19 protein-coding genes and 1 tRNA gene are annotated in these 24,068 nt (G+C 74.3%); 9 read left to right on the top strand and 11 right to left on the bottom strand.

The window, feature by feature from the left end; all coding sequences use genetic code 11:
- Window positions 1-158 precede the first annotated feature (158 nt).
- Together ACZ6EJ_RS16610 and ACZ6EJ_RS16605 are read right to left on the bottom strand one after the other, a co-directional pair.
- Window positions 159-1,613, bottom strand: a complete 1,455-nt coding sequence (locus tag ACZ6EJ_RS16610) for an aldehyde dehydrogenase family protein (protein ID WP_469267815.1) — start codon at window positions 1,611-1,613, stop codon at window positions 159-161.
- 58 nt (window positions 1,614-1,671) lie between these two features.
- Entirely contained in the window at window positions 1,672-2,535 is an 864-nt protein-coding gene (locus tag ACZ6EJ_RS16605) for a helix-turn-helix domain-containing protein (RefSeq protein WP_469267814.1), read from the bottom strand.
- A 354-nt stretch (window positions 2,536-2,889) separates the two neighbouring features.
- On the opposite strand from ACZ6EJ_RS16605, the gene ACZ6EJ_RS16600 reads away from it, so the two are divergent.
- Window positions 2,890-3,393, top strand: a complete 504-nt coding sequence (locus ACZ6EJ_RS16600) for an ATP-binding protein (protein WP_469267813.1) — start codon at window positions 2,890-2,892, stop codon at window positions 3,391-3,393.
- Between the two features lie 48 nt (window positions 3,394-3,441).
- Here ACZ6EJ_RS16600 and ACZ6EJ_RS16595 read toward each other — a convergent pair whose 3' ends face one another.
- Window positions 3,442-3,684 carry a DUF397 domain-containing protein gene (locus tag ACZ6EJ_RS16595; RefSeq protein WP_056793446.1) on the bottom strand — a complete coding sequence of 81 codons (243 nt, stop codon included), beginning with the start codon at window positions 3,682-3,684 and terminating at the stop codon, window positions 3,442-3,444.
- Window positions 3,685-3,939: 255 nt separating this feature from the next.
- Here ACZ6EJ_RS16595 and ACZ6EJ_RS16590 point away from each other — a divergent pair, with 255 nt between their 5' ends.
- Window positions 3,940-4,449, top strand: coding sequence for a hypothetical protein (locus ACZ6EJ_RS16590; protein WP_469267812.1), 510 nt, complete (start codon window positions 3,940-3,942; stop codon window positions 4,447-4,449).
- A gap of 43 nt (window positions 4,450-4,492) precedes the next feature.
- Here ACZ6EJ_RS16590 and ACZ6EJ_RS16585 read toward each other — a convergent pair whose 3' ends face one another.
- Together ACZ6EJ_RS16585 and ACZ6EJ_RS16580 are read right to left on the bottom strand one after the other, a co-directional pair.
- Window positions 4,493-6,769, bottom strand: a complete 2,277-nt coding sequence (locus ACZ6EJ_RS16585; RefSeq protein ID WP_469267811.1) for an FUSC family protein — start codon at window positions 6,767-6,769, stop codon at window positions 4,493-4,495.
- 36 nt (window positions 6,770-6,805) lie between these two features.
- Window positions 6,806-8,002, bottom strand: coding sequence for a DUF2786 domain-containing protein (locus tag ACZ6EJ_RS16580; protein WP_469267810.1), 1,197 nt, complete (start codon window positions 8,000-8,002; stop codon window positions 6,806-6,808).
- Window positions 8,003-8,084: 82 nt separating this feature from the next.
- Here ACZ6EJ_RS16580 and ACZ6EJ_RS16575 point away from each other — a divergent pair, with 82 nt between their 5' ends.
- Complete coding sequence (locus tag ACZ6EJ_RS16575) at window positions 8,085-9,752, top strand: bifunctional 3'-5' exonuclease/DNA polymerase (protein ID WP_469267809.1); 1,668 nt, start codon at window positions 8,085-8,087, stop codon at window positions 9,750-9,752.
- Between the two features lie 307 nt (window positions 9,753-10,059).
- Here ACZ6EJ_RS16575 and ACZ6EJ_RS16570 read toward each other — a convergent pair whose 3' ends face one another.
- Window positions 10,060-10,947 carry a dioxygenase family protein gene (locus ACZ6EJ_RS16570; protein ID WP_469267808.1) on the bottom strand — a complete coding sequence of 296 codons (888 nt, stop codon included), beginning with the start codon at window positions 10,945-10,947 and terminating at the stop codon, window positions 10,060-10,062.
- Window positions 10,948-11,054: 107 nt separating this feature from the next.
- Window positions 11,055-12,440 carry an alpha-lytic protease prodomain-containing protein gene (locus ACZ6EJ_RS16565; RefSeq protein ID WP_469267807.1) on the bottom strand — a complete coding sequence of 462 codons (1,386 nt, stop codon included), beginning with the start codon at window positions 12,438-12,440 and terminating at the stop codon, window positions 11,055-11,057.
- Window positions 12,441-12,669: 229 nt separating this feature from the next.
- Between ACZ6EJ_RS16565 and ACZ6EJ_RS16560 the strand changes: the two genes are divergently transcribed.
- The 6 genes from ACZ6EJ_RS16560 (at window position 12,670) to ACZ6EJ_RS16535 (ending at window position 17,052) form a co-directional block, all read left to right on the top strand.
- A complete protein-coding gene (locus ACZ6EJ_RS16560; protein ID WP_469267806.1) occupies window positions 12,670-13,350 on the top strand; it encodes a phosphotransferase in 681 nt (226 codons plus the stop codon).
- 655 nt (window positions 13,351-14,005) lie between these two features.
- Entirely contained in the window at window positions 14,006-14,950 is a 945-nt protein-coding gene (locus ACZ6EJ_RS16555; RefSeq protein WP_469267805.1) for an ABC transporter ATP-binding protein, read from the top strand.
- Entirely contained in the window at window positions 14,947-15,918 is a 972-nt protein-coding gene (locus tag ACZ6EJ_RS16550) for an ABC transporter permease (protein WP_469267804.1), read from the top strand. The genes ACZ6EJ_RS16555 and ACZ6EJ_RS16550 overlap by 4 nt, the downstream gene beginning before the upstream one ends.
- Window positions 15,919-15,964: 46 nt before the next feature.
- Window positions 15,965-16,369: a GntR family transcriptional regulator gene (locus ACZ6EJ_RS16545; protein ID WP_469267803.1), complete on the top strand. Its 405-nt coding sequence runs from the start codon at window positions 15,965-15,967 to the stop codon at window positions 16,367-16,369.
- A gap of 348 nt (window positions 16,370-16,717) precedes the next feature.
- Entirely contained in the window at window positions 16,718-16,870 is a 153-nt protein-coding gene (locus ACZ6EJ_RS16540; protein ID WP_469267802.1) for a sigma factor-like helix-turn-helix DNA-binding protein, read from the top strand.
- Window positions 16,871-16,881: 11 nt separating this feature from the next.
- Window positions 16,882-17,052 (top strand): hypothetical protein, encoded by a 171-nt coding sequence (locus ACZ6EJ_RS16535; RefSeq protein WP_469267801.1) that lies wholly within the window; start codon window positions 16,882-16,884, stop codon window positions 17,050-17,052.
- A 407-nt stretch (window positions 17,053-17,459) separates the two neighbouring features.
- On the opposite strand, the gene ACZ6EJ_RS16530 is transcribed toward ACZ6EJ_RS16535, so the two are convergent.
- The 4 genes from ACZ6EJ_RS16530 to tmk form a co-directional block, all read right to left on the bottom strand.
- Window positions 17,460-17,533: transfer RNA gene (locus ACZ6EJ_RS16530), tRNA-Thr, on the bottom strand.
- A 98-nt stretch (window positions 17,534-17,631) separates the two neighbouring features.
- Window positions 17,632-19,161: an alpha/beta hydrolase gene (locus tag ACZ6EJ_RS16525; RefSeq protein ID WP_469267800.1), complete on the bottom strand. Its 1,530-nt coding sequence runs from the start codon at window positions 19,159-19,161 to the stop codon at window positions 17,632-17,634.
- An 87-nt stretch (window positions 19,162-19,248) separates the two neighbouring features.
- Window positions 19,249-20,454 carry a DNA polymerase III subunit delta' gene (locus tag ACZ6EJ_RS16520; protein ID WP_469267799.1) on the bottom strand — a complete coding sequence of 402 codons (1,206 nt, stop codon included), beginning with the start codon at window positions 20,452-20,454 and terminating at the stop codon, window positions 19,249-19,251.
- A 164-nt stretch (window positions 20,455-20,618) separates the two neighbouring features.
- Window positions 20,619-23,885 (bottom strand): dTMP kinase, encoded by a 3,267-nt coding sequence (tmk, locus tag ACZ6EJ_RS16515; protein WP_469267798.1) that lies wholly within the window; start codon window positions 23,883-23,885, stop codon window positions 20,619-20,621.
- Window positions 23,886-24,068 lie beyond the last annotated feature (183 nt).

Here is a 24,068-nt window from a genome sequence, read left to right as displayed (position 1 = left end):
TCCGGGGCCGCCCGTGCGGCAGGCACCCTACTCAACTTTGACTAGGGTAGCCGCCCGGTGGGGTACGGAGCGGGCGGCGGTATGCGGGGCGGACGGCACGGGCCGGGGCGCGGGCGCCGGTCGGGCGGGCCGAGGGCCGCGGGGCGCCGGTCGGGCGGCTAGAACGGGAAGACGGTGCGGCCGTGCTGGATCGACATCCACTTCTGGGTGGTGAACGCCTCGACCACGGCCTCGCCGTTCAGCCGCCCCGTCCCGGAGGTCTTCTCGCCGCCGAACGCGACCAGCGGGTCGTCCTGGATCGTGGAGTCGTTCACGTGGAACATGCCGGTGACGGCGCGCTGCCCGAACCGCACCCCGCGCTCCACGTCCCGCGTGTGGACGGCGCCGCTGAGGCCGTAGGGGCTGTCGTTGACGATGCGCAGGGCCTCCTCCTCGCCGTCGAACACCATCAGCAGGGCCACCGGGCCGAGGATCTCCTGCGTCAGCAGCGGGGAGTCCTCCGGCAGGTCGGTCAGGACGGTCGGCCCGACGACGTTGCCGACGGTCCTGCCCCGCACGAGCGCCGTCGCGCCGTCCGCCACCGCGCGCTCGACCAGGGTGTCCAGGGCGTCCGCCTGGAAGGCGTTGATGACCGGGCCGATCCTGGTCTCCGGGTCCCTCGGGTCCCCGGCCTTGAGGGCGGCCACCTCGGCGGTGAACCGCTCGGTGAACTCCTCGGCCACCGACCGGTCCACCAGGATGCGGTTGGCCGCCATGCCGACCTGGCCCTGGTACAGGAAGCGGCTGTGGACGGCCGCCCGGACCGCGTACTCCACGTCGGCGTCCTCCAGCACCACCAGGGCGCTGTTGCCGCTCAGTTCGAGGATGGTCCGCTTGAAGAGGCCGGCCGCGGTGGCGGCGATGTGCCGGCCCACCCGGTCCGAACCGGTGAAGGAGATCATCTTGGGCACGGGGTGCTCGATGAACGCGTCGCCGATCTCGGCGCTGTCGGTGATCAGGACGTTCAGCAGCCCGGCCGGCAGTCCGGCCTGCTCGAACACGCTCGCCACCAGCCCGCCGCCGACCACGGGCGCGTTCTGGTGCGGCTTGACGACCACCGCGTTGCCGAGCGCCAGGGCGGGCGCGACCGACTTCATCGTCACCAGGAAGGGGAAGTTGAACGCGCTGATCACGCCCACGACCCCGACGGGCAGCCGGTAGAGCCGGTTCTCCTTGCCGTCGCCCACCGCCGGCAGCAGCCGGCCGGTCGGCCGCAGCGCCTGGCCGGCCGCCTCGCGCAGGACCTCCCTCACGGCGTCGACCTCGTACCGGCCGCGCGGCCGGGTGCCGCCCAGCTCGTCGACGATCGCCTCGACGATCTCCTCGGCGCGCTCCTCGGTGACGCGCAGCGCGCGTTCGAGGACGGCGCGCCGCTCGTACGGGTTGGTGGCGGCCCATGCGCGCTGCGCCCGCTCGGCGGCCCGGTAGGCCCGGTCGACCTCCAGCGCGGTGGCCACGGTGATGGAGGCCAGTTTCTCGCCGTTGTAGGGATTGAAATCGATGATGTCCCACGAGCCGCTGCCGGTCAGCCACTCGCCGTCGATGTACTGGTGGGCCAGTTCACGGAAGGACATGCAATCCCTTACTGCAGGCGTTCGCAGACTCCTGATGTGGGGTCATCGTACTGATGAATCAGGTCAGTTGGAGCAGACCGCGCAGGAGATCCCGACTCTCTTCGGGCGCGGGGCTGTCCTGGCTCAGGGCGGTCATGGCCTTTTCGTACTGCGCGACTTCCTCGGGCTTGTCCAGATAGAGCGCGCTCGTCAACTGCTCCAGATAGACGATGTCCGACAGATCGGATTCCGGAAAACGCAGCATCGTGAAAGAGCCGCTCTCGCCGGCGTGGCCGCCGTGACTGAAGGGCATCACCTGGAGCGTGATGTTCGGCTGCTCCGACATGTCGATGAGATGCCGCAATTGACCGCGCATGACGTCGCGTTCGCCGTACGGGCGGCGGAGCGCGGCCTCGTCGAGCACGGCGTGGAACGCCGGGGCGCGCTCGGAGACGAGGGCTTTCTGCCGCTCCAGGCGCAGCGCCACCCGGCGGTCGATCTCGGCCGCCGAGGCTCCGCGCATTCCGCGCTCCACGACGGCGTGGGCGTACGCCTCGGTCTGCAACAGCCCGTGGACGAACTGGACTTCGTAGATACGGATGAGAGAGGCGGCGCCCTCCAGACCGATATACGTCTGGAACCAGCCGGGCAGCACGTCTCCGTAACTGTGCCACCACCCCGCCACGTTGGCCTCGCGGGCCAACCCGAGAAGGGATGCGCGCTCCGCCTCGTCCGCCACGCCGTAGAGCGTGAGCAGGTCCTCCACGTCCCTGGCCTTGAAGCTCACCCGTCCCAACTCCATGCGGCTGATCTTCGATTCGGAGGCGCGGATGGAGTAGCCGGCCGCCTCACGGGTGATGCCGCGCGACTCCCGCAGCCGTCTGAGCTGAGAGCCCAGCAGGATGCGCCGCACCACCGATCCACTCGACTCGCCTGCCGACACTGGTCCGACCCTCCCCATCGCCTACCTGGCACTCGGAGCCCCCGCTCCCCGAGTGCCGGATTCTGCCACCAAAACGCTTCAGCCCGTACTCATTCGATTACGGAAACGGGAAGACGTCCTGAAAGCTCCGAAACTGCCCTCGGGAAGAAATACCCAAGAACCACCACGGTATCGGGCAGGTCCGGCGCGTGCACGTGCATCTGCCCTTGCATCTGCTCTGCGCATTCGGAACCATGGCGTTGCGCACCTGCGTGCTCGTGTTGTGCCGCTGTACCCCCCGCAGTACCGCTACAGGCAGTGCCGCTACAGCCGCGAATCCCGGGAGTGCCTCGTATGGGGACGAATGGATCGACGATGCTCGAGCCGTTACGGCAGGGGCTTCCCCCGACCGACCCCTCCGGGGTAGCCGGCTCCGCGTCCTGCGCTCTGCCCTCCTGTTACGAAGCAGTGGGCGGAGCACGGAAGTTCACCAGGTCCACCTTGGAACGGTGGCAGTTGAGCGACCGTTTCGACGACGTCGCCCTGGTGGTGTCCGAGCTCGTCACCAACGCCCTGCGCCACGCGCTGCCGGACGAACCGCGGGAGTTCACGGACCCGCCGGTGCGGCTGCACCTGATGCGCTGGACCTCGCGGCTGGTGTGCGCGGTGCGCGATCCCAGCCGGCGGAGCCCGGTGGCGGGCGAGGCGGCGGACTCGGCGGAATCCGGGCGCGGGCTCTTCCTGGTGGAGTGCGTCAGCGACGGTTGGGGCTGGCACCCCTCGCCCGTACCGCTGGGGGATCCGCCGTCGGGGCCGCTGTACGGCAAGGTGGTCTGGGCCCTCTTCCGGCTCCCGGAGAGCGTCCGGCCGGGCGCGTGAGACCGCGGCCGACCGGTCCGGGCAGGCCGGCGGGCCGGTCCGGCGCACTCAGCCGCCGGTCGCCAGGTGGTCGAACTCGCCGTCCTTGACGCCGAGCAGCAGCGCTTCGATCTCGGCCGGCGTGTAGACGAGGGCGGGCCCGTCGGGATGGCGGGAGTTGCGCATCGCCACATTCCCTCCGGGCAGTTTCGCGAACTCCACACATGATCCCTGGGAGTTGCTGTGCCTGCTCTTCTGCCAGACGACCCCGCGAAGCTCTGTGGCCGCCATGCCGTTGTACACGTGGTGCACAGGACGCTCCCCGAGTTGCAAGGTGCAAGTGTCGACTAGCTCGGATCATAGCTGTGTTCATATGCCACTGCATGAGCAGATGCACGTGCACGCCGGGTGTTCCTTTGATTACAGACTTTAGGCGGGCGCTCGCGCACTCCTCACAGAGAGACGTACGGCACGTCTATTCCGCTCCCTCTTACCGGAGTTGATCGGCCCGACCTTGGTAACGTGACGCGGGCTTTCGACGGAAAACCAGCCAAGGGGGAACTCCACGTGACCAGGTTCGTACGCACCGGCGCCGTCGTCGCCGCCGCTCTCACCGCCTCATGGGCCCTGACCGCCTGCGGCGGCGACAAGGCGGCCGACGACTCCGGCAAGGACGCCGCGGCGAGCGCCACGCCCGGCGGGGACGCCGCGCCCTCCGGGGAGCCGACCGAGGGCGGCGGCGGCGTGGACGCCGCGGCGCTGGAGGGCACCTGGGCGGGGCTGACGGACGGCAAGAGCGTCACCGTGTCCGTCGCCGCGGGCAAGGCGGCCCTCGTCGCCGACCGGTCCGTGTGCCAGGGCGAGGTGAAGGCCATGGGCGGCGAGCCGATGCTGGCGCTCACCTGCCCCGGCGGCGACAAGGCCCGCACCATGGGCGCGATCGAGTCCGTCGACGGCAAGAAGCTGGTCGTCGCGTGGGACGGCGGGATCAAGGACACCCTCGTCAAGGCCGATCCGGGCGCGCTCCCGACCGACCTGCCCTCCCTCCCCGGCCTCCCGGACCTGCCCACCCCGTAGGACGTACGGCGGGCCACGGCCCTCGGAGCGCCGGCGCACACGGTCAGCTCCCGGCGAGCGTGCTGCTGATGCGGGTGCTGCCGCCGCGCTCGTCGAGCGCGCGGGTGAACTCCTCCAGCGCCTCCAGGAGCAGCGCCCCGCCCCGGCGCACGACCGGATCGCCCGTGGCGGGCGCGGGGGCGGGCCCCACGGGGCTCTCGGCGGGCGGTCCGTCCGGCGACTCCTCGGCGGGCGGCTCGGCGTCGGCGGGCTTCCCGGCGGGGGCGTCTGCTCGCTTCCCGGCGGGGGCGTCGGCGGGCTTCTCGGCCGCCGGCTCCGCGGGCTTCTCCTCCTCCGGGGTGTTCCGCGCGTCCCACTGGGCCACCGCGTCCGCGACCGCCTGCCAGTCCGGCAGCCGGCGCTCCCGTACCGCCTTCGCGCCCTTCTCGGTGGCCCGGCGCAGCGCGCGGGCCAGCTCGGCGGCGCCGGGCACCGGGTCCGCCGAGGCCGAGGGCAGGTGGGCCTCCAGCAGCATCGCGGACCGGCCCAACTGGGCCAGGGCGTGCTGGGCGTCGGTGGCGGCGGCGCGGGAGATGCCCCGGTGGCGCACGGGTTCGTGCTGGGCGGTCGCCAGCGCCTCCTGCCAGGCGACGCGGGCCTCGCGGGTGGCGATCAGCGCGGCCCGCACGTCCTCGCCGCGCCGGGCCGCCGGGTCGGCGTACTGCTCGACGACCGTGGCCGCGTACCGCCCGTCCGCCACCAGCCAGTCGGCCAGCCGGTTGCGCAGGCGCGGGGTCTCCCAGGCCGGGTAGAGGGCGTACGCGATCATCGCGAGGAGCCCGCCGACCAGCGTCAGCACGATGCGCTCGGTGACGGTCTGGGACCAGTCGTCGCGCCCCATGCCGAGCAGGAAGACGACGTAGGCGGAGACGCACGCCTGCCCCACCGCGTACCCGGTCCGCATCAGCCAGTACATCAGCCCCGCGCAGACCACCGCGAGCAGGGCGCAGAGCCGGGCGTCGGGGTGGGCGGTCTGCATGATGGCGGTGGCGAGCCCGACACCGACCAGGGTGCCGCCGAACCGGGCCACGGAGCGGCCGTACGTCTGGGAGAACTCCGGGCGCATCACCATCACGGCGGTCATCGGGGCCCAGTAGCCGTGGCCGAGCGGCAGCGCGGCCCCGAGGAAGTACCCGGAGACGGCGACCACCGCGCTGCGGATCGCGTGGCGCAGGATCGGGGACTTGTGGTGCAGCTCCCGGCGCATCGTCCGGAGCACCACCGGCACCAGCCCCAGCAGGGTGGGGCGGCGGCGGGTGTCCGGGGCGAGGTCGGAGGGGATGCCGTTGTCGGTCCCGGTGCCCTCCGCGATCTCCAGTACGTCGTCGAGCAGGGCCGCGAGCCGGTCGGCGGCGCGGCGGGCGGGGCCGACGAGGATCACGTCGTTGTCGGGGGTCTTCAGGACGCCCAGGTCGGTGGCGGAGAGGTGGACGGGCTCGCCGTGGCGCACCGCCCGCGCGGCGGCGTCCAGGACCGAGCCGGCCGCGCCCAGCAGCTCGTTCACCCACGCCCGCTCCAGGCCGTCGGCGGGCGCCCCCACCGCCGGGTCCGCCAGGGAGGCCAGCACCGGCCGCAGCCGTTCGGCGATGCCCCGCGCACCGTGCAGTTCGGCGGGGCGGTGACGGGCCTGGCGCGGGGTGACGGCGGCGGCGCTGCGGGCGGTCATCAGCGGCAGCGGGTCGAAGAGGGCGACCGGGTCGTGCCGCAGCCGGCGGGCGTAGTCGGCCTCGGCGGCCAGGGCGTCGGCGAGCGCGTCGCGCTGGGCGCCCCATCGGCGGATCGGGAAGAGCACGATGAGCGTCGCCTGCACCACCCCGCCCACGGCGATCATCCCCGCGTGGGCGGCGGCGTCCACGACGGAGGTGGGCAGGGTGATCGTCACCAGCATGATGGCCACGTTGGACGCGGCGATGATGCCGCCGGTCGGCCCCGCCGACCAGGCCAGCCCCGCGAAGAAGGTCCAGGCGCCCAGCAGGGCCAGGAACAGGACGAGGTGCGAGCCGCTGACGTAACCGAGGAAGGTGGAGACGCCGAGGCTCGCGCCCGAGACCAGGGCGAGGACCGGACGCGGACGCCAACTGCGCTGGAAGGTGGCGAGGGCCGCCTGGAACGCGCCGAACGCGGAACTCACCGCGATCTCCGGCCCGAACAGCACGAGGCAGCCGCCGATGACGATGGCGAGGCCGACCGCGCCGCGAAAGGCGATGAGGGGTTCCAGCCGCTGCCGCTCGATCTCCAGTCCCGAGCGGGCGGTCACCTTCAGCGCCCGGAGCCAGCTCATGGGCCGAGCCTAGCCGCAAACCAGGACAAGCCGGGCCTACGCCATGAGGTCGCCGCCCCGCGGGCCGCCGGGGTCCCGGTGGGCGCTCCGGCGGGCGTCGCCCATACGGGCCCGTTCGGCGGCCTCGGCCCCCTGCGTCCAGCCGTCCGGATCGGTGGCGCCGCGGACGCGGGCGGTCGTGGTCCTCGGGAACATCCGCTCGGCGGTCTCGGCCACCGCGACGTCGCGGGCGGCCAGCACCGGGAGCAGCCCCCCGGCGGCGTCCCCGGCGGTGTCCGCGCCGGCGGCGGCCGTGACCCGCTCGGCGCCCTCGGCGAGCCTGTTGCCGAGCCGCTGGGCGTACGCCAGCAGGAACGACTGCCGGAAGGTCTTGGTCCGCTTGCGCCCCCCGGCGCGCTGACCGGCCTCCGCGCGCGTCATCGCGGCCGTCCCCTGGACGAGCAGGGAGGTGAACAGCAGCTCGACCGCCTCCAGGTCCGCCTCGAATCCGACGACCGTGGTGAAGCCCAGGTCGCTGTTCCACACCGCCCGGCAGCGGTTCGCGGAGGCGACGGCGTCGAGCAGGATCGCCTTGGCGCTCTCGTACGGGGGCTCCACCCCGATCCGGCAGGCGTCCGGCGTCTCGCGGCTGTGCGTACGGGCGGCGAGGAGGGCGTCGTCGACGCTGTGCCGGGCCATCAGCTCCTGCGCCTTGGCGGTCAGCGCCTCGGCCTCCTCCGGGAAGCCGGTCGCCTCCGCCTTGGCCAGCAGCGCCCGGATGCGGGTCAGCATCCGGGGCTCGCCGGCGGCGGGCGGCCGGTGCGGCCGGTCGGCGGCGCCGGGCGGCGGGCCGACGGGCTCGACGACGGGCAGCCGCAGCAGCAGCCGGTACAGCGCCAGCAGGTCGCCGGCGTACGAGAACCGGTCGGGGCGGTTGCGCGGCAGCGGGGCGGGGAGCTCGGCGAGCTGCCGGCGCCAGCGGGGCGGCAGCTCCGCGTACCGGGCGGTCTCGGCGGCGACCAGGGTCGCGGCCAGGGCCGCCTGCCGGTCGCCGCTCTCCCGCCGGACGAACCGGACCAGGTCGGCGGGGTGCCAGCCCCGCTCCCACGCCCGGCGGACGAACTCCTCGCCGCGCCGGTGCGCCTCGGCGTCGGCCTCCGGGGCCGCGGCGAGGAGCGAGGCCCCCGCGTCGAGGGCCGCGTCGCCCTCCGCGTAGAGCGCGGCCGCGCACGCCCGGTCGATCACCGATTCCATCGGACCAGGGTAGGGGGGCGGTGTGCCGGGGCGCCGGGCCGGTTCCGGGGTTCTGTCAGTGGCGGGTGCCAGACTCGCGCCCATGACCGAACGGTGGGCGCTGGCCCCGGCCGAGGGGGGCGGCGCGCTGCTCGCGCCCCTCGGCGGGGACGGCGCGCCCGCCGGCCCCGTCGTCGCCGAGCCCGATCTCGTCGAGGCGGTCCGCTCCCGCCCCGGCGTGGCGCGCTGGGTGTGGCGGTCGACCGTCGAGGTCTACCCGCGCCTGCTCGCCGCCGGGGTGCGGGTCGAGCGGTGCTACGACGTCGAGTGCGCCGAGCTGCTGCTGCTCGGGCACGAGGGGCGGCTCGGCGAGCCCCGGTCCGCGGCCGCCGCGCTGGCCCGGCTCGACCACGCCCCCGTACCGCCCGATCCGCCCGTCCGGTCCGCCGAGCCGGGCGCGCAGTCCTCGCTGTTCGACCCGCCCGCCGGCCCCGGAGTGCCGTTCGAGGGGCTGCTGCGGGTCTACGCGGACCAGATGCGCCGCCACGGCGCGGCGGAGCACCCGGACCGGATGCGGCTGCTGACCGCGTCGGAGTCGGCGGGCCGGCTGGTCGCCGCCGAGCTGCACCGGGCGGGGCTGCCCTGGCGCGCCGACGTGCACCGGGAGCTGCTGCACGAGCTGCTGGGCGAGCGGTACGCGGGCGGCGGCGAGCCCCGCAGGCTCGCCGAGCTGGCGGACGAGGTGTCGGCGGCGTTCGGGCGGCGCGTCCGCCCCGACCTCCCCGCCGACGTGGTGAAGGCGTTCGCGCGGGCCGGGATCGCGGTGAAGTCGACCCGGCGGTGGGAGCTGGAGGGGCTGGACCACCCGGCGGTCGCCCCCCTCCTCGCGTACAAGAAGCTGTACCGGATCTGGACGGCGCACGGCTGGAGCTGGCTCCAGGACTGGGTGCGCGAGGGCCGCTTCCGCCCGGAGTACCAGCCGGGCGGCACGGTCAGCGGCCGCTGGACGACGAACGGCGGCGGGGCCCTCCAGATCCCCAAGGTGCTCCGGCAGGCCGTCGTCGCCGACGAGGGATGGCGGTTCGTCGTGGCGGACGCCGACCAGATGGAGCCCCGCGTGCTGGCGGCGATCTCGCGGGACCGGGGGCTGATGGAGGTGGCCGGCCACGACGGCGACCTCTACACGGCCCTGTCCGACCGGGCGTTCCACGGGGACCGCGAGCACGCCAAGCTGGCCCTGCTCGGGGCGGTCTACGGCCAGACGTCCGGGGACGGGCTGAAGAACCTGGCCGCCCTGCGCCGCCGCTTCCCCCTCGCCGTCGCGTACGTCGACGACGCGGCACGGGCGGGCGAGGAGGGGCGCGTGGTGCGGACCTGGCTCGGCCGGACGAGCCCGCCGGTGGCGGGGGCGGGCCAGGACGAGGAGGCGGGACTGCCCCAGGAGGACGGGGGGCCGGCGCCGGACGGCGGACCGGCTCGGGCGCGGGGCCGCTTCACCCGCAACTTCGTGGTGCAGGGCAGCGCCGCCGACTGGGCCCTGCTGCTCCTGGCCGCGCTGCGCCGGTCGCTCCACGCGCAGGGGCTGCGGGCGGAGCTGGTGTTCTTCCAGCACGACGAGGTGATCGTGCACTGCCCGGCCGAGGAGACCGCCGCCGTCGGCGAGGCGATCCGCGCGGCCGGCGAGCTGGCGGGGCGCACCGCCTTCGGCCCGACGCCGGTACGGTTCCCGTTCACGACGGCGGTGGTGGAGCGGTACGCGGACGCCAAGTGAGCCGGGCCCGCCCGCTGCCCGGCGGCAGCGTCAGCGGCGTACGCGACGGGCGGCGGCACCGTCAGCGGCGCACGCGACGGGCGGTGGCACTCTCAGCGGCGTACGCGACGGGCGGCGGCACCGTCAGCGGCGTACGGCGGGGGCGACGGCGCCCGGCGCCCGGCGCCCGGCGCCGGGAGCGGCGCACGCGGGGGGCGCGGGCGGCGGCGTACGGCGGGGGCGCCGCAGGCGGCACGCGGAAGCGCCCCGTCCACGCGCCGGAGCGTGAACGGGGCGCGGGCGGTGGTGCGCCCTCGCTGGTCCGCGTCTACCCGCGTTCCCACAACGCGGGGACGTTCGGCGGCTCCCAGCCCGGCACGGCCTGGTGCGCCTGCAGACAGCGATAGGCCACCCCGCCGTACGTCACGCGGTCGCCCGCGCGGTAGGAGGTGCCGGCCTTCCAGGTGGAGCCCGGCGGATCGGTGGGCGGATCGGTGGGCGGATCGGTGGGCGGGTCGGTCGGCTTGGGCGTCTGGGCGACGTCCAGGACGAAGTCGAAGGTGCCCTGGCGCCCGTTCCCGACGTTGCGGACGTTCATCAGCAGCTCGGGGTCGAACAGCGCGTCGGTGTTGTTGCGCGGCTCGCCGGGGAAGTAGAGCTGCGTGGTGAGGATGCGGCCGCCGGGGGCCTGGGCCTTCACGTGGATGTGCCGCGTGCGGCCCGGATAGAGGCCCGGCACGATGGTGGTGAGGCTGAAGGACCCGTCCGCTCCGGTGAACTGGTGCCCCCGGAAGGCGTACTGGGCCATGTCGTACGCCCCGTTGTTGTCCGCCTGCCAGAAGTCCAGCAGCGCCCCGGAGATGGGCCGGCAGGCCCGGCCGAAGACGTAGCCGCTGACGGTGAGCGGCACGCCCGGCGTGCTCGACGTCACCAGGCTGGTGCGGCGCGGGGAGTTGGGCTTGAAGTACGGGCCCTCCATCTGCGGCGGCGTCGTGTCGTCGCCGTCGTCGCATTCCGGGGTGGGGGCCAGCAGCGTCTCCCCGGAGGATGCGGCGTCCCGAGCGAGCGCGACGCCTCCTCCGGCGAGCAGGGGGGCCGCGCTCGCGACGAAGGCGGCCTTCAGGAGTCCCTTGCGGCTGATGCCCCGGCGGTCCTCCGACAGTTCGTCGGACGCGTTCGGCTCGTTGGGGGTCGGGTTGTCCTTGGGTGGGGTCATGACAGTTTCCTCGGAGTCCTCGGTGCGGGGAGCAGGAGAGGTTCAGGAGGCCCGGTCCCGCCGGCCGCCGCGCGGGGCGGCGACGGGCGGCACCGGTCGGGCAGCGGTCAGACCTGCTGCCAGAGGGCGGGTACGGCGGCGGGGGTCCAGCCGGGCTGGGCGGTGTGCGCCTGGAGGCAGCGGTAGGTCGCGCCTCCGTACGTCACCGTGGCGCCGGCGGCGTAGTGGGTCCCGACCGTCCAGGTGCCGCCCGGCGGGTCGGTCGGCGGGTCGGTGGGCGGGTCGGTGGGCGGGTCGGTCGGCGTTCCGCCGCTGGTGACGAGCGTCAGCCCGTACGCCTGGAGGGCCGGCAGGACCGGCTGGAAGTACGTCGTACCGCCGGAGGAGCAGTTGCCCGAGCCGCCGGAGGTGACGCCCTGCGCCTGGTTGCCCGAGATGTACGAGCCGCCGGAGTCGCCCGGCTCGGCGCAGACGGTGGTGCGGGTCACGCCGGAGATGGTGCCCTCCGGGTAGGTGACGCTGGTGTTGTGCTGCTGGATGGTGCCGCAGTGCCAGCCGGTGGTGGAGCCGGAGCGGCAGACCGAGGCGCCGACGACCGAGGGGGTGGAGCCGGCGACGGTGACGTCGCCCCGGCCGTAGCCGTTCACCAGCGGGCGCGGCGTCCAGTTGGCGTTGGTGGCGACCCAGGCGTAGTCGCGGCCCGGGAAGGTCGAGCCCTGGAAGCTGCCCTGCGCCTGCTGGTTGACGCCGGTGGTGGTGGTGCCGACCCGGCCGCAGTGGCCCGCGGTCACGAAGCCGTTCTGGGTGCCGCCGCGGGTCACCGGGAAGCCGATGGAACAGCGGCCGGAGCCGTTCATGTAGTACGCGTCGCCGCCGCGCAGGTCCGCGAAGGTGCGGGGCTTCTCGGCGGACCGGGCGACGGTGACCAGGTCGCCGCCGACCCCGGCCGACCTCAGGAACGCCTTGGCGGCCGAGGTGCTCGCCGCGTTCACGACGACCCGGTTGGCCTCGACGTCCACGTACCAGACGGGAACGTCCTTCGGCGCCTGGCGCAGCGCGGCCCGGTCGAGGGTCTCCTTGATCTTCTCCAACCGGTCGAGGCTGTGGCCGACGACCCGCGCCCGCGCCCCGGCCTCGGCGATCCGGGCGGTCTGGGAGGCGTCGGTGGTGGCGACGGTGAGGTCCGCGTCGGCTCCGCTGACCCGCGCGCCGGCGAAGCTGGCCCCGAGGGTCTTCTCCAACCCGGCGGCGACGGCCGCGGCGCGGTACTCGTTCGCGATCCGGCTCCGGGCCTCGTCGGCGTCCAGCCCGAGGTCGCGCTCCATGGCCGCCAGCAGTCCCGGTGAGAGGCTGTCGGCGGAGACCGGCGGGACGGTGGTGGCCGCTGGGTCGGCGGACGCCACACCGGTCAGCCCGGCGAGGGCGAGCGCACCCACGGCCACCGCGGCGGTTCCGGCGGCGAAGGCGCGTTTGCGGAGCGTGGTTCTCTCCACGTAACTCTCCTTGGTTCAGGGGGGTTTCCGGGTCCGGTGGGGGTTGGTCCAGACCGGTGAATAGCCGAAACCGTAGCGGCGTCCCGCCCGACCGCAGGAGATCCCGTTCACCCCCTCCCTCCGCGTTATGGGGCCGTTCCGCGCCCCCCGTGCGGCGGTTCGCGCGGGCCGGCCGGCCGCGCCGGAAGGCGTCTCCCTTTCGCACGGGCGTCCGGGTAGGTTCGGCCCCATGCACACAGGGCAACTTCTGGGCTCGGGACGCACCGCCGACGTGTACGCACTCGACGGCTCCTGGGTCCTTCGCCGCTACCGCGACCGCACCGACACCACGGCCGAGCTGGTGGTGATGGCGTACGTCGGAGCCTTCGGGTTCCCGGTGCCGCGCATCGGTCCCCCCGCCGAGGGGGCCCGCCCCACGGACCTGGTGCTCCAGCGGCTGTCCGGCCCGACCCTGGCCGAGGCCCTGCTGGCGGGGACGTTCGGGGCGGCCGAGGCGGGCGCGCTGCTCGGCCGCCTCCTGCGCGAGCTGCACACGATACCGCCGAGGGTGTCGGCCGATCCGGCGGACCGCGTCCTCCACCTGGACCTGCACCCGGAGAACGTGATGCTGACGGAGCGGGGCGCGGTGGTGATCGACTGGTCCACCGCCGCGGAGGGCCCGCCCGGCCTCGACCGGGCCATGTCGGCGCTGACCCTGGCCCGGACCGCGCTCGCCGCCAGGCTCCCGGCCGAGGCGGAGACCCGGACGCTGCTGGGCGCGCTGCTCGCCGAACTGGCCGACGAGGGCGGCGCGTCGGCCGCCGACCTGGCCCTCGCCCGCACCCGCCAACAGGCCGACCCCTACCTGACCCAGCACGAACGGGCCTGCCTGGAACAGGCGGTGGACCTGGTGCTCGGCTGCGCCGTGTAGGCGGGGCGACCCGGAGGCGGCGGGGGCAGCCCGGAGGCGGCGGGGGCGACCCGGAGGCGGGACGCCCGCCGCGCGTCGGGGCGCCGAAGGGCGACCCGCTGTTCCAGCGGTTCACCGCGGCGGACCCACCGGGACGACGGGTCGCCCGCCGCGCGTCGGAGCACGGGGCCCGTCGGCGTACGGCGGCGGGTGCGCGCCGGTGCGTGCCGGAGCACGGGCCCGTCGGGGTATGGCGGCGAGTGCGCGCCGGACCACGGGGCCCACCGGGGCACGTCGGCCGGTGCGCCCGCGTCGTACCGCCGGCTGGTGCACGCGCCCGTCGCGGCCCTGCTCGCGTGCGCCCGCCGTCGCACGCCGGAACACGGGCCCACCGGCGTACGTCGGCGGGTGCGCGCCCGCGCGTACCGCCCGCCGCCGTACGCCCGCGCCGTACTCCCGCCGACGCACGCCCACGTCGCGCACCGCCGACGTACGCCCCCCACGGGCCGGCGCTCACCGCGCCCGCCCTCTGCGTCCTCCGCACCCTCTACGCCCCTCCGCACCCTCCGCGCCCTCCAGCGTGAGCCGACCCCCGTGTGCCGAGCACGCGTTTGACAGGCGTCCTGCGAGAACTCCATGATTCCATTAATTGACTAGTGGAATCGAGGCGAGGCACGTGGCAGACACGAGCACTTCGAGCCGGGCACCGGGCAACTGGGCGCTGGAGGCCCGCGGCCTGGGCAAGCGCTACCGGCGCGGCTGGGCGCTGCGCGACTGCTCCTTCCGCATCCCCGCCGGCCGCATCTGCGGTCTGGTCGGCCCGAACGGAGCGGGCAAGAGCACCCTCCTCGGGCTGGCGACCCGGCAGGTGCAGCCGACGGCGGGCTCCCTGCGGGTCTTCGGCGTACCGGTCGACGACCCCGCCGTCATGCCCCGCTTCGCCTTCCTGGGCCAGGAGAAACCGCTGTTCAAGCGGTTCACCGTGGCCGACACCCTGCGGATGGGCGCCGAGCTGAACCCCGGCTGGGACGCGGCGGCGGCCGAGCGGATCGTCCGCTCGGGCAACATCCCGGCACACGCGAGGATCGGGACGCTCTCCGGCGGCCAGCGCACCCGCGTGGCCTTCGCACTCGCCTTCGGCAAGCGGCCCGACCTCCTGCTGCTGGACGAGCCGATGGCGGACCTCGACCCCCTGGCCCGCGACGAGATGGGCACCCTGCTGATGGCGGAGGCCGTCGAGCGCGGCACCACGGTGGTGATGTCCTCGCACATGCTGACCGAGCTGGAGGACATGTGCGACTACCTGCTCGTCATCGCGGAAGGCCGGGTCCGGATGGCCGGTGACGCCGACGCGCTGGTCCCGGCCCACTCCCTGGTGACCGGGGTGACGCACGACGGCTCCCTGCCGTCCGAGCTGGCGCACCACACGGTCGTCGAATCACGCCTGCACGGGCGGCAGTTCCAGGCGATGGTCCGGCCGAGGGGCCCGCTCCCGGCCGACTGGGAGATCGCCGAACCCTCCCTGGAGGAAGTCCTCCTCGCCCATCTCCGCTCACCGGACGCCCCCTCGCTCTACACCCAGGGCGCCCGCGTCGAAGCCGAAGGGAACCAGGCCGCATGAGCACCACCCCGACCCAGGACGACACCGGACTCCGCCCCCGGACCCGCCTGCTGCGCGGACTCCCCTGGCTCGTGGCGCGCCAGCACCGCACCGCGCTGATCTGCGTCCTCGCCCTCACCCTGATCGTCTCGCTCTGGATCCTGTACGAGCGCGCCGAGCTGATCCACCTGCTCGACGCGACCGACCGGGCACGGCAGGACGGCATCAGCCCGCTCCAGGGCGACCGCGGCTACAAGTACATCACCGCCGTCCTCGCCGGACTGCCGCTGATCCTCGCCGTCTTCGTCGGAGCCCCGCTGATCGCGGGCGACCAGGAGAACGGCACAGCCCAACTGGTCACCACCCAGTCCGTGACCCGCCGCCGCTGGCTGGTCGCCAAGCTGGCCCTGGCCCACGGCCTCGCGCTCCTGACCGGGCTGGTGCTCTCGTCCCTGTTCACCTGGTGGTGGGAGCCGAACCGCTCGCACTTCCCCAGCCAGTGGATCGACAGCACGATCTTCGACAACACGGGCCCGGTCCTGCCGGCGTTCCTCCTCTTCCTTACCGCCGCGGGCATCACCATCGGCGGGCTGCTGCGCCGCGTGCTCCCCGCGATGATGGTCACCTTCCTCTTCACGGTCGCGACCCAGGTCGTCTGGAGCGAGCTGCGCACGCTGCTGGCCCCCTCGCGCATGTTCACGTACCCGCTGAACAGCGAACTCCCGGCCCGCTTCGCCGAGTCGTACGAAGTGGACCGCTGGGTCGGGAGCGCCGACGGGGACCTCTACGGCTGGGGCGTCTGCGCCGAGGCGACCGAGGAGGCGCAGAACGCGTGCATCGAGGAGCGCGGCATCGTCGACAACGTCATCGAGTACCTCGACTACGACCAGATGGCGGCGATGCAGTGGACCGCGGCAGGCATCCTGCTGACCGGAACGGCCCTGCTCACCGCCCTCACCCTGTGGCGCGTCGCGCGCCGCCCGCTGTAGGAGCGGTGCACGGGCGTTACGTAAAGTGTCGGAATTCGAGCGGAAGGTGAAGCCCGTGGTCGTGTTCCGCATCGACCGGCGCAGTGGAGTGGCGACGTATCTGCAGATCGTCCGCCAAGTGGAGCAGGCGCTGCGGATGGGGGCGTTGGAGGTGGGAGACCGGCTGCCCACCGCCGCCCAGGTCGCCGCGACCACCAAGGTCAACCCGAACACGACCCTCAAGGCGTACCGGGAGCTGGAGCGCGAAGGACTCGCCGAGGTACGCCAGGGAGCCGGCACCTTCATCACCCGCACCCTGGCCCGGCCCCAGTCCGCCCCCGACTCCCCCCTCCGCGCCGCCCTCGCGGACTGGCTGACCCAGGCCCGTACCGAGGGTCTCACCGGCCAGGACGCCACCGCCCTGTTCCGCTCCGCCTTCGCCGAGGTCTACCCGGAGGACGCCCCGGACTGATCGGCGGGAGCGGCGGGCGGCGTACCAGCAGGGCCCGCCAGGTGCGCTCGCGGCAGGAGCACCGCTTCTCGGGGCGACCGGTGCGGTCGACTTCTCCGTAACGCGACCGGACTCCCGGAGCATCTGAGGGCTGGAGCGCAGAAGCGGCAGCGGAAAGGCTGTACATGACCAAATCGTCCGAAGAAGCGGCGGACATGGAGGCGTTCCTGCGTGCCGCCAGCCCCCGCCTACGTACGCACCATCCTGATGCGGAAGCACCTCTCACACGCCCGGTAGCGAAGGACGCACGAGAGGTCGGTCGGGGAGCTGCCGGAACAGGTCGCCGCGCTGCCCGACCCGGCCCTGCGGGTGGCGCTCGCGCAGGCACTCGCGCAGCTCGCGCCGAAGGACTGCGCGGTGATCGTCCTGCGGTACTGGGAGGACCGAAGCGTCGACCAGGCCGCGTCGGACCTGGGCATGAGATCCGGTTCCGTGCGCATCCGGAGCAGGCCGGGGACCTGACGGTCCGGACCGTGGACCTGCTCCGCAAGGACGGTCTGCGCATCGCGCTGACCGCCCCGAACAGCACCGCCGCCAAGAGTGGCCTCGCCTCGGCCGCCGCCCCGCCGCTGACCCTCGGTCAACTGACCGACATCGCCACGAGCGAGCGCTGGCAGGCGTACGTGGACGCCGACCAGGGCTGACGCACCGCGTACGGAAGACGCCCCGAGGCTCCAGCGCGGAGCGCCGCCGGCGCATTCGGGACCCGCGTCATGTCGGCCGCCGAGATCCGGTTGCGGACGTGGAGGCCGACGTCGTCGTTCGCGATGAGTACTGATGTCGGACTGGGGCTCCGAATCTCGCGAAGGCCGAACGCCCCCGCAGCATCGGAAACCTACCGGCCCCCGTGGTGACGGGCGCCTGCACGCCCAGTCCCACGACGGGACGGCCCGCGCCCACGCCCCCACGAATCCGTCGCGTGACGCCGCCCGCCGGCACGCCCGCGCACCGGCGGAGATCGGTGCCCCGAGTGGGGTGCCGCGCCACCGCGAGTGGACCTCGAAAAGCACAAAGGCCCAGGTCAGAGGCGTTCTGTCCTGGGCCTTCACTGAGCCGCCTTCGGGATTCGAACCCGAGACCTACGCATTACGAGTGCGTTGCTCTGGCCAACTGAGCTAAGGCGGCGCGCCCTGTCGCACCATGGTGCGGTCAGCGGCGAAGCCAAGTCTACACAGGTTCGGGGGGTGCTCCGCACGGGGCGGGGCTGGTGGCGTTTGGCCTGGTCAGGTGCATTTCTTTCCGTCGGTGGGCGGTGTGCCCTCCAGGAGGTAGGTGTTGATCGCCGTGTCGATGCAGTCGCTGCCCCGGCCGTACGCGGTGTGGCCGTCGCCGTCGTAGGTGAGCAGGGTGCCGGAGGAGAGCTGTTCGGCGAGGGAGCGGGACCAGGTGTAGGGGGTGGCGGGGTCGCGGGTGGTGCCGACGACGACGATCGGGGCGGCGCCCTCCGCCTCGGTGCGGTGCGGGGCGCCGGTGGGTTCGGTCGGCCAGTGGGCGCAGTTCAGGGAGGCCCAGGCGAAGTTGCGGCCGAAGACCGGGGAGGCCTTCTCGAAGGCGGGGAGAGCCTTCTGCACGGCGTCCGGGCCGTCGAAGGCGGGCGGCAGGTCGAGGCAGTTCACGGCGGCGTTGGCGAACATCAGATTCGCGTAGGTGCCGTTCGGCTCGCGCTCGTAGTAGCTGTCGGCCAGCGACAGGAGGCCCGAGCCGTCGCTGTGCTGCGCGCCCGCCAGCGCCTCGCGCAACTGCGGCCAGGCCGCCTCGTCGTACATGGCGGCGATCACCCCGGTGGTCGCCAGGGACTCGCCCAGCTCGCGGTCGTCGCCGGTCGGGATCGGCTTGGCGTCCAGGTCCGCGAAGAGCCGCTTCAGCGCGGCGGCGGCGTCGGCGGTGGACGAGGTGCCCAGCGGGCAGTCCGGCTGCTCGACGCAGTCGGCGGCGAAGGACTGGAAGGCCCGGTCGAAGCCCGCCGTCTGGTCGCGGTTCATGTCGACGGCCGTGAGCGAGGGGTCCATCGCCCCGTCCAGGACGAGCCGGCCGACCCGGTCGGGGAAGAGGTCCGCGTACGTGGCGCCCAGGAACGTCCCGTACGAGGCGCCGACGTAGTGCAGCTTCTCGTCGCCGAGCACGGCCCGCAGCATGTCCATGTCGCGGGCCGTGTCGGCGGTGGAGACGTGCGGCAGGATCTCGCCCGAGCGCTTCTCGCACCCTCGCGCGAACTTTTCGAAGGCCCTGCCGAGCTTCTGGACCTCGCCGGCGTCGTCGGGCGTCTGGTCGACCTGGGTGTAGGCGTCCATCTCCTTGCCGGTGAGGCATTCGACGGGCTCGCTGCGGGCGACGCCGCGCGGGTCGATGGCCACCATGTCGTAGCGGGCGCGGATCGGGGCCGGGTAGCCGAGGGCCGCGTACCCCTGGAGATAGCCGACCGCGGAGCCGCCGGGGCCGCCCGGATTCACCAGGAGCGAGCCGATCCTCTTGCCCGGCCCGGTGGCCTTCTTGCGGGAGACCGCCAGCTCGACGTCGCCGCCGTCCGGCTCGTCGTAGTCGCGCGGCGCCCTCATCGTCGCGCACGCGAACCCCTCCACCCCGCAGTCGCGCCAGCTCAGCTTCTGCGCGTAGTACGACGACAGCCGCTCGGGGGCCGCGGCGCCGGTGGCCGCGGGGCTCGGCGAGGAGCCGCCGGCGCTGCATCCCGAGACGAGGAGGCCGACGGTGCCGATCCCGAGGGCGAGGGTACGGAGGAGGCGGCTGGTGTCCATCCTGGGAGCCTATCCGCCGGGTCACGAGTCGCCCGATTCCCTGCTCATTCGGGTGAACAGGGCACGCTGGGGCGACCGCGCGGCCCCTCAGCCCGCTCGCAGCGCCATCGTCATCGCCTCGACGGCGAGCAGTGGCGCCACGTTGCGGTCCATGGCCTCCCGGCAGGCGGACACCGCCTCGATCCGGCGCAGCGTCTGCGCGGGCGTCGAGGACTCCGCTATCCGCTCCAGGGAGTCGTACACGTCGACGTTGGCGATGGCGATCCTCGAACCGAACTGCAGCGCCAGCACATCGCGGTAGAACCCGGTCAGCTCGGTCAGCGCCAGGTCGAGGCTGTCGCGCTGCGTACGCGTCTTGCGGCGCTTCTGCTTGTCCTCCAACTCCTTCATCGCCCCCGCCGTGCCACGCGGCATCCGCCCCCCGGCGACACCGCCGAGCGCCGCCTTCAGGTCCTCGGTCTCCTTGCCGTCGACCTCCTCGGCCATCTGCTTGGCGTCGTCGGTGGCCGTGTCGATCAGCTCCTGGGCGGCCTTGAGGCAGCCGCCGACGTCGGCGATGCGCAGCGGCACCTTGAGCACCGCCGCCCGCCGCGCACGGGCCCGCTCGTCCGTGGCCAGGCGGCGGGCCCGGCCGATGTGCCCCTGGGTGGCGCGCGCCGCCGCGTGCGCCCGCTCGGGGTCGACGCCGTCGCGGCGGATCAGGACGTCGGCCACCGCGTCCACCGGCGGGGTGCTCAGGGTCAGGTGGCGGCAGCGGGAGCGGATGGTGGGCAGGACGTCTTCGAGCGAGGGGGCGCACAGCATCCAGACCGTGCGCGGGGCGGGCTCCTCGACGGCCTTCAGCAGGACGTTGCCCGCGCCCTCGGTGAGGCGGTCGGCGTCCTCCATGATGATGACCTGCCACCGGCCGACCGCAGGAGAGAGCTGGGCGCGCCGGACCAGGTCCCGCGTCTCCTTGACGCCGATGGAGAGCAGCTCCGTGCGGATCACCTGGACGTCGGCGTGCGTGCCGATGAGGCTGGTGTGGCAGCCGTCGCAGAAGCCGCAGCCGGGGGCGCCGCCCAGCGCCCGGTCGGGGCTCGTGCACTGGAGCGCGGCGGCGAAGGCCCGCGCCGCCGTGGACCGGCCGGAGCCCGGCGGTCCGGTGAAGAGCCAGGCGTGGGTCATCTTCGAGCCCTGCTCCAGGTGCTCGCCCTCGGACACGGCGGTGACCAGCGCATCGGCGTCCTCGGCGGCGGCGGCGAGCTGTTCTCGCACGCGGTCCTGGCCGACCAGGTCGTCCCATACGGTCATGGGTCACCGCCCTTCCGGTGGTGTCGTGCCGTGCTGCGGAGGCGCGGTCCGCACGGTGCGCTGTTCCGTCGTCGTCACCCATTGTGGAGGACGCCACTGACAGTCCGGCCCGCCCGCCCCCGGAGGGCGGGCGGGCCGACGCGCCATGGGCCGCGGAGCCCGTGTCAGCCGCGCGATCGGGGCCCGCGTCCCTCGCGGCCCTCGTCGTCGTGGCCGCCGAGCAGTTCGTCCGCCAGGGTCGGCAGGTCGTCCAGCGGGGTCTCCTCGGCCCAGTCCGGACGGGGGCGCCGGCGGGGGCTGTCATCGCGCGCGCCGTCACGGGCCGGGTCGCCCGCCCCCGCGCCCTGCGGGCCGTCGCCGAACTGCGGCAGCTCGCGGGTGCGCTCGCTCTCGCTCTCGGCCGGCGGGGCCGTCGGGCCCTCCTCACGGAAGAAGCCCTGGGGGACCCGGTCGGAGGGCCGCTCGTCCGGGACCGGCGGGAGCACGGCCGTCTCGTCCGCGTCCCGGTCGGCGACGCGGGGCAGCATGGCCGTCTCCTCCTCACCCGAAGGGGGGAGGCGGTCGGACGCCGCGCGGTCCTGCGGGCGCGCGGTCGGGACGGGCTGCGTGACCTCGTTGGGGTTCACGATCGGCGTGGCCACCGTGATCTCGTTGTCCGGGACGGACGGCCGGGAGGCCCCGGAAGCCCCGGCGGACCCGGAGGCCCCCGGAGTCCGGTGCGACCCCGCGCCCTCCGACGAGCCCTCCGCACGCGAGGACGCGTCCGGGTCCGACGTGCGCGCGGCCTCCGACGTACGCGCGGCCCATGCCGCTTCCGCCCGCTCGGCCTCGGCCCGTGCCGCCTCGGTCCGGGCGGCCGCCTCGGCCTCGGCCCGGCGGCGGGCCTCCTCGGCGCGCATCAGGGCCTCCTCGGCCCTGCGCTGCTTCTCCAGGCGGAGCGCCTCGGCCTCCTTGCGGAGCCGGGCCTCCTCCTCGGCCTGCTTGCGGAGCCGTTCCTGCTCGGCCTGGCGGGCCCGCTCCTCGGCCTCCAACCGGAGCCGGTCCTCCTCGGCGCGGCGGCGGGCCTCCTCGGCGCGCTGCCTGGCCTCCTCCGCCTGGCGTTCGGCCTCGCGCCGCCGGGCCTCCTCCAGCTCGCGCTGCTTGCGCTCCTCCTCCTCGGCGCGCAGCCGGGCGAGCTGCTCCTGGCGCTCCTTCTCCAGGCGCTCCTCCTCGGCCTTGCGGGCGGCTTCCTCCTCCGCCTTGCGCCGGGCCTCCTCCTCGGCCTTGCGCCGGGCCTCCTCGATGGCCCGGACCTCGGCCTCGGAGAGCGGAAGAAGCCGGTCGAGCCGGTGGCGTACGACCGTGGTGATCGCTTCGGGCTCCTGGCCGGCGTCCACCACCAGGTAGCGGGTGGGGTCGGCCGCGGCGAGGGTCAGGAAGCCGGACCGCACCCGCTCGTGGAACTCGGCGGGCTCCGACTCCAGCCGGTCCGGCGCCTCGGTGAACCGCTCCCGCGCGGTCTGCGGGTCCACGTCCAGCAGCACCGTCAGATGCGGTACGAGGCCGCTCGTCGCCCACCGCGAGATCCGCGCGATCTCGGTGGGGGCCAGGTCCCGGCCCGCGCCCTGGTAGGCGACGGACGAGTCGATGTAGCGGTCGGAGATGACGATCGCGCCGCGCTCCAGCGCCGGGCGGACGACGGAGTCGACGTGCTCGGCGCGGTCGGCGGCGTACAGCAGGGCCTCGGCCCGGTTGGAGAGGCCGGCGGACGACACGTCGAGCAGGATGGAGCGCAGCCGCTTGCCGACGGGGGTGGCGCCGGGCTCGCGGGTCACGACGACCTCGTGCCCCTTGGCGCGGATCCAATCGGCGAGCGCTTCGACCTGGGTGGACTTGCCCGCTCCGTCGCCGCCCTCCAGGACGAGGAAGAAGCCGGTCGCGGCGGGCGCGACCGCGGGGTCGCCGCCGCGCAGCGCCTCGCGCAGGTCCCGGCGCAGCGGCACGCCCGAGCGGTCGTCCGTCTTGGCGAGGACGAGGGCGGCGACGGGCAGCAGCAGCGCGCCCAGCAGCATCAGGGTGTACGCGGCCCCGCCGTGGGCGAGGACGAGGTCGCCGGCGACCAGGCGGTGCCGCCCGACGGCGGCCGCCAGCAGCGGGCCGGCGACGGCGCCGAGCGCGACGGACACCCGGACGACGGCCTGGAGGTGTTCGGTGGTGCGGGCCTGCCGGGGCGCCTCGGTCTCCTGGTCGATGAGGGTGTGCCCGATGTGCGCGGCGACCCCGGCGGCGTACCCGGCGAGCAGCGCGATGGCGAGCCCGGTCGCCGTGTCCGGCACGAGGCCGAGCGCGAGGAGCGCGAGGCCGGTGACGGCGGTGGCGAGGGCGAGCAGCCGGCGGCGCGACAGGGCGGGGAGCACGCGGCGGGCGGTGCGTATGCCGAGGGCGGTGCCGCCGGTCAGCCCGAGGATCAGCAGCGCGAACGTGGCGGGTCCGCCGGCCAGGTCGTGGGCGTGCAGCACGGCGACCGCGGCGGCCGCCGCGATGACCGCGGCGACGGCCGCGCAGGCGGCGACGACCGCGGGGATCGCGCCGGTGCGGCCCCTGTCGGGGCGGTCGCCGGTGGCGGGGCGGCGCAGGCCCTCCAGCGGGGAGCGCGGCCGGGGCGTGCGGGTGTCGGGGAGGTGCAGGAAGTACAGGGTGGAGATGGAGGCGGCGAAGAGACCGGCCGCGACGTACGAACCGAGGGCCGCCTGGTGGAAGGAGAACCAGTCCAGGCCGGAGCCGAGGAGGTTGCCGACCAGCGTGGCGACCAGCAGGACCACGGCGGCGGCGGGTACGGCGAGGAAGTTCGTACGGAGCGACAGCCGGCGCAGGGCGTCGAGGTGGTCGGGGAGCGGGCGCACGGCGGCGCCCTCCAGGGGCGGCGCGGGCAGCAGCGCCGGGGCCGCGCTCTCCTTGGCCACCGTCCACAGGCGTTCGGCGGCGCCGGCCACGAAGACGGTGATGAGGATCATCAGGAGCGCCTGGTCGGGCGTCCAGTCGATCCACAGCGGGGCGACGACCAGCAGCGCCAGCCGCAGGCCGTCCACCCCGATCATCAGCCATCGCCGGTCCAGCTTCCCGCCGGGCGCCGTGAGCGAAGTCAACGGCCCCAGGAGTACGGCTCCGAAGAGCAGGGTGGAAAGGATTCGGGCGCCGAACACGGCGGCGACGGCGAAGGCCGCCCCGCGGTATCCGGTTCCGAATGAGCCCTCCAGGACCGCCGCTTGCAGCGACAGCAGGACCAGCACGAGAAGGGCGAGTGCATCGCCGATACCGCCGACGAGCTGGGCGCTCCACAACCGCTTCAGCGGGGGAACACGCAACAGGGCTCGTACGGCGCGCTCGCGTGAGTCTGCGGCAAGTGTGTCGGAGGTGGGGCTCACGACCGTTGGCTGCTCGGCTCGCGTCATCCGCCCAGCCTATCGGCAGCGGCGCGGTGCACGTCGGCGCGTCCGAACATATGGACGCAGATCGCTTCCGGCCATCCCCGCGCACGCCCCGGACGCGGGGGGGGGGGGGGGGGGGGGGGGGGGGGGGGGGGGGGGGGGGGGGGGGGGGGGGGGGGGGGGGGGGGGGGGGGGGGGGGGGGGGGG

The sequence above is a fragment of the Streptomyces sp. NPDC041970 genome (assembly GCF_055588985.1).
Note: the sequence above shows the minus strand (reverse complement) of the source record. Positions and strands in the feature narration are given on the sequence as shown.

Excerpts from the sequence above, each read along its gene's own strand:
- ACZ6EJ_RS16570 (WP_469267808.1), bottom strand. The coding sequence starts at position 10,947 with ATGACCCCACCCAAGGACAACCCGACCCCCAACGAGCCGAACGCGTCC.
- ACZ6EJ_RS16525 (WP_469267800.1), bottom strand. The coding sequence starts at position 19,161 with ATGGACACCAGCCGCCTCCTCCGTACCCTCGCCCTCGGGATCGGCACC.
- ACZ6EJ_RS16560 (WP_469267806.1), top strand. The coding sequence starts at position 12,670 with ATGCACACAGGGCAACTTCTGGGCTCGGGACGCACCGCCGACGTGTAC.
- ACZ6EJ_RS16585 (WP_469267811.1), bottom strand. The coding sequence starts at position 6,769 with ATGAGCTGGCTCCGGGCGCTGAAGGTGACCGCCCGCTCGGGACTGGAG.
- tmk (WP_469267798.1), bottom strand. The coding sequence starts at position 23,885 with ATGACGCGAGCCGAGCAGCCAACGGTCGTGAGCCCCACCTCCGACACA.
- ACZ6EJ_RS16520 (WP_469267799.1), bottom strand. The coding sequence starts at position 20,454 with ATGACCGTATGGGACGACCTGGTCGGCCAGGACCGCGTGCGAGAACAG.
- ACZ6EJ_RS16580 (WP_469267810.1), bottom strand. The coding sequence starts at position 8,002 with ATGGAATCGGTGATCGACCGGGCGTGCGCGGCCGCGCTCTACGCGGAG.
- ACZ6EJ_RS16575 (WP_469267809.1), top strand. The coding sequence starts at position 8,085 with ATGACCGAACGGTGGGCGCTGGCCCCGGCCGAGGGGGGCGGCGCGCTG.
- ACZ6EJ_RS16550 (WP_469267804.1), top strand. The coding sequence starts at position 14,947 with ATGAGCACCACCCCGACCCAGGACGACACCGGACTCCGCCCCCGGACC.
- ACZ6EJ_RS16610 (WP_469267815.1), bottom strand. The coding sequence starts at position 1,613 with ATGTCCTTCCGTGAACTGGCCCACCAGTACATCGACGGCGAGTGGCTG.
- ACZ6EJ_RS16600 (WP_469267813.1), top strand. The coding sequence starts at position 2,890 with ATGCTCGAGCCGTTACGGCAGGGGCTTCCCCCGACCGACCCCTCCGGG.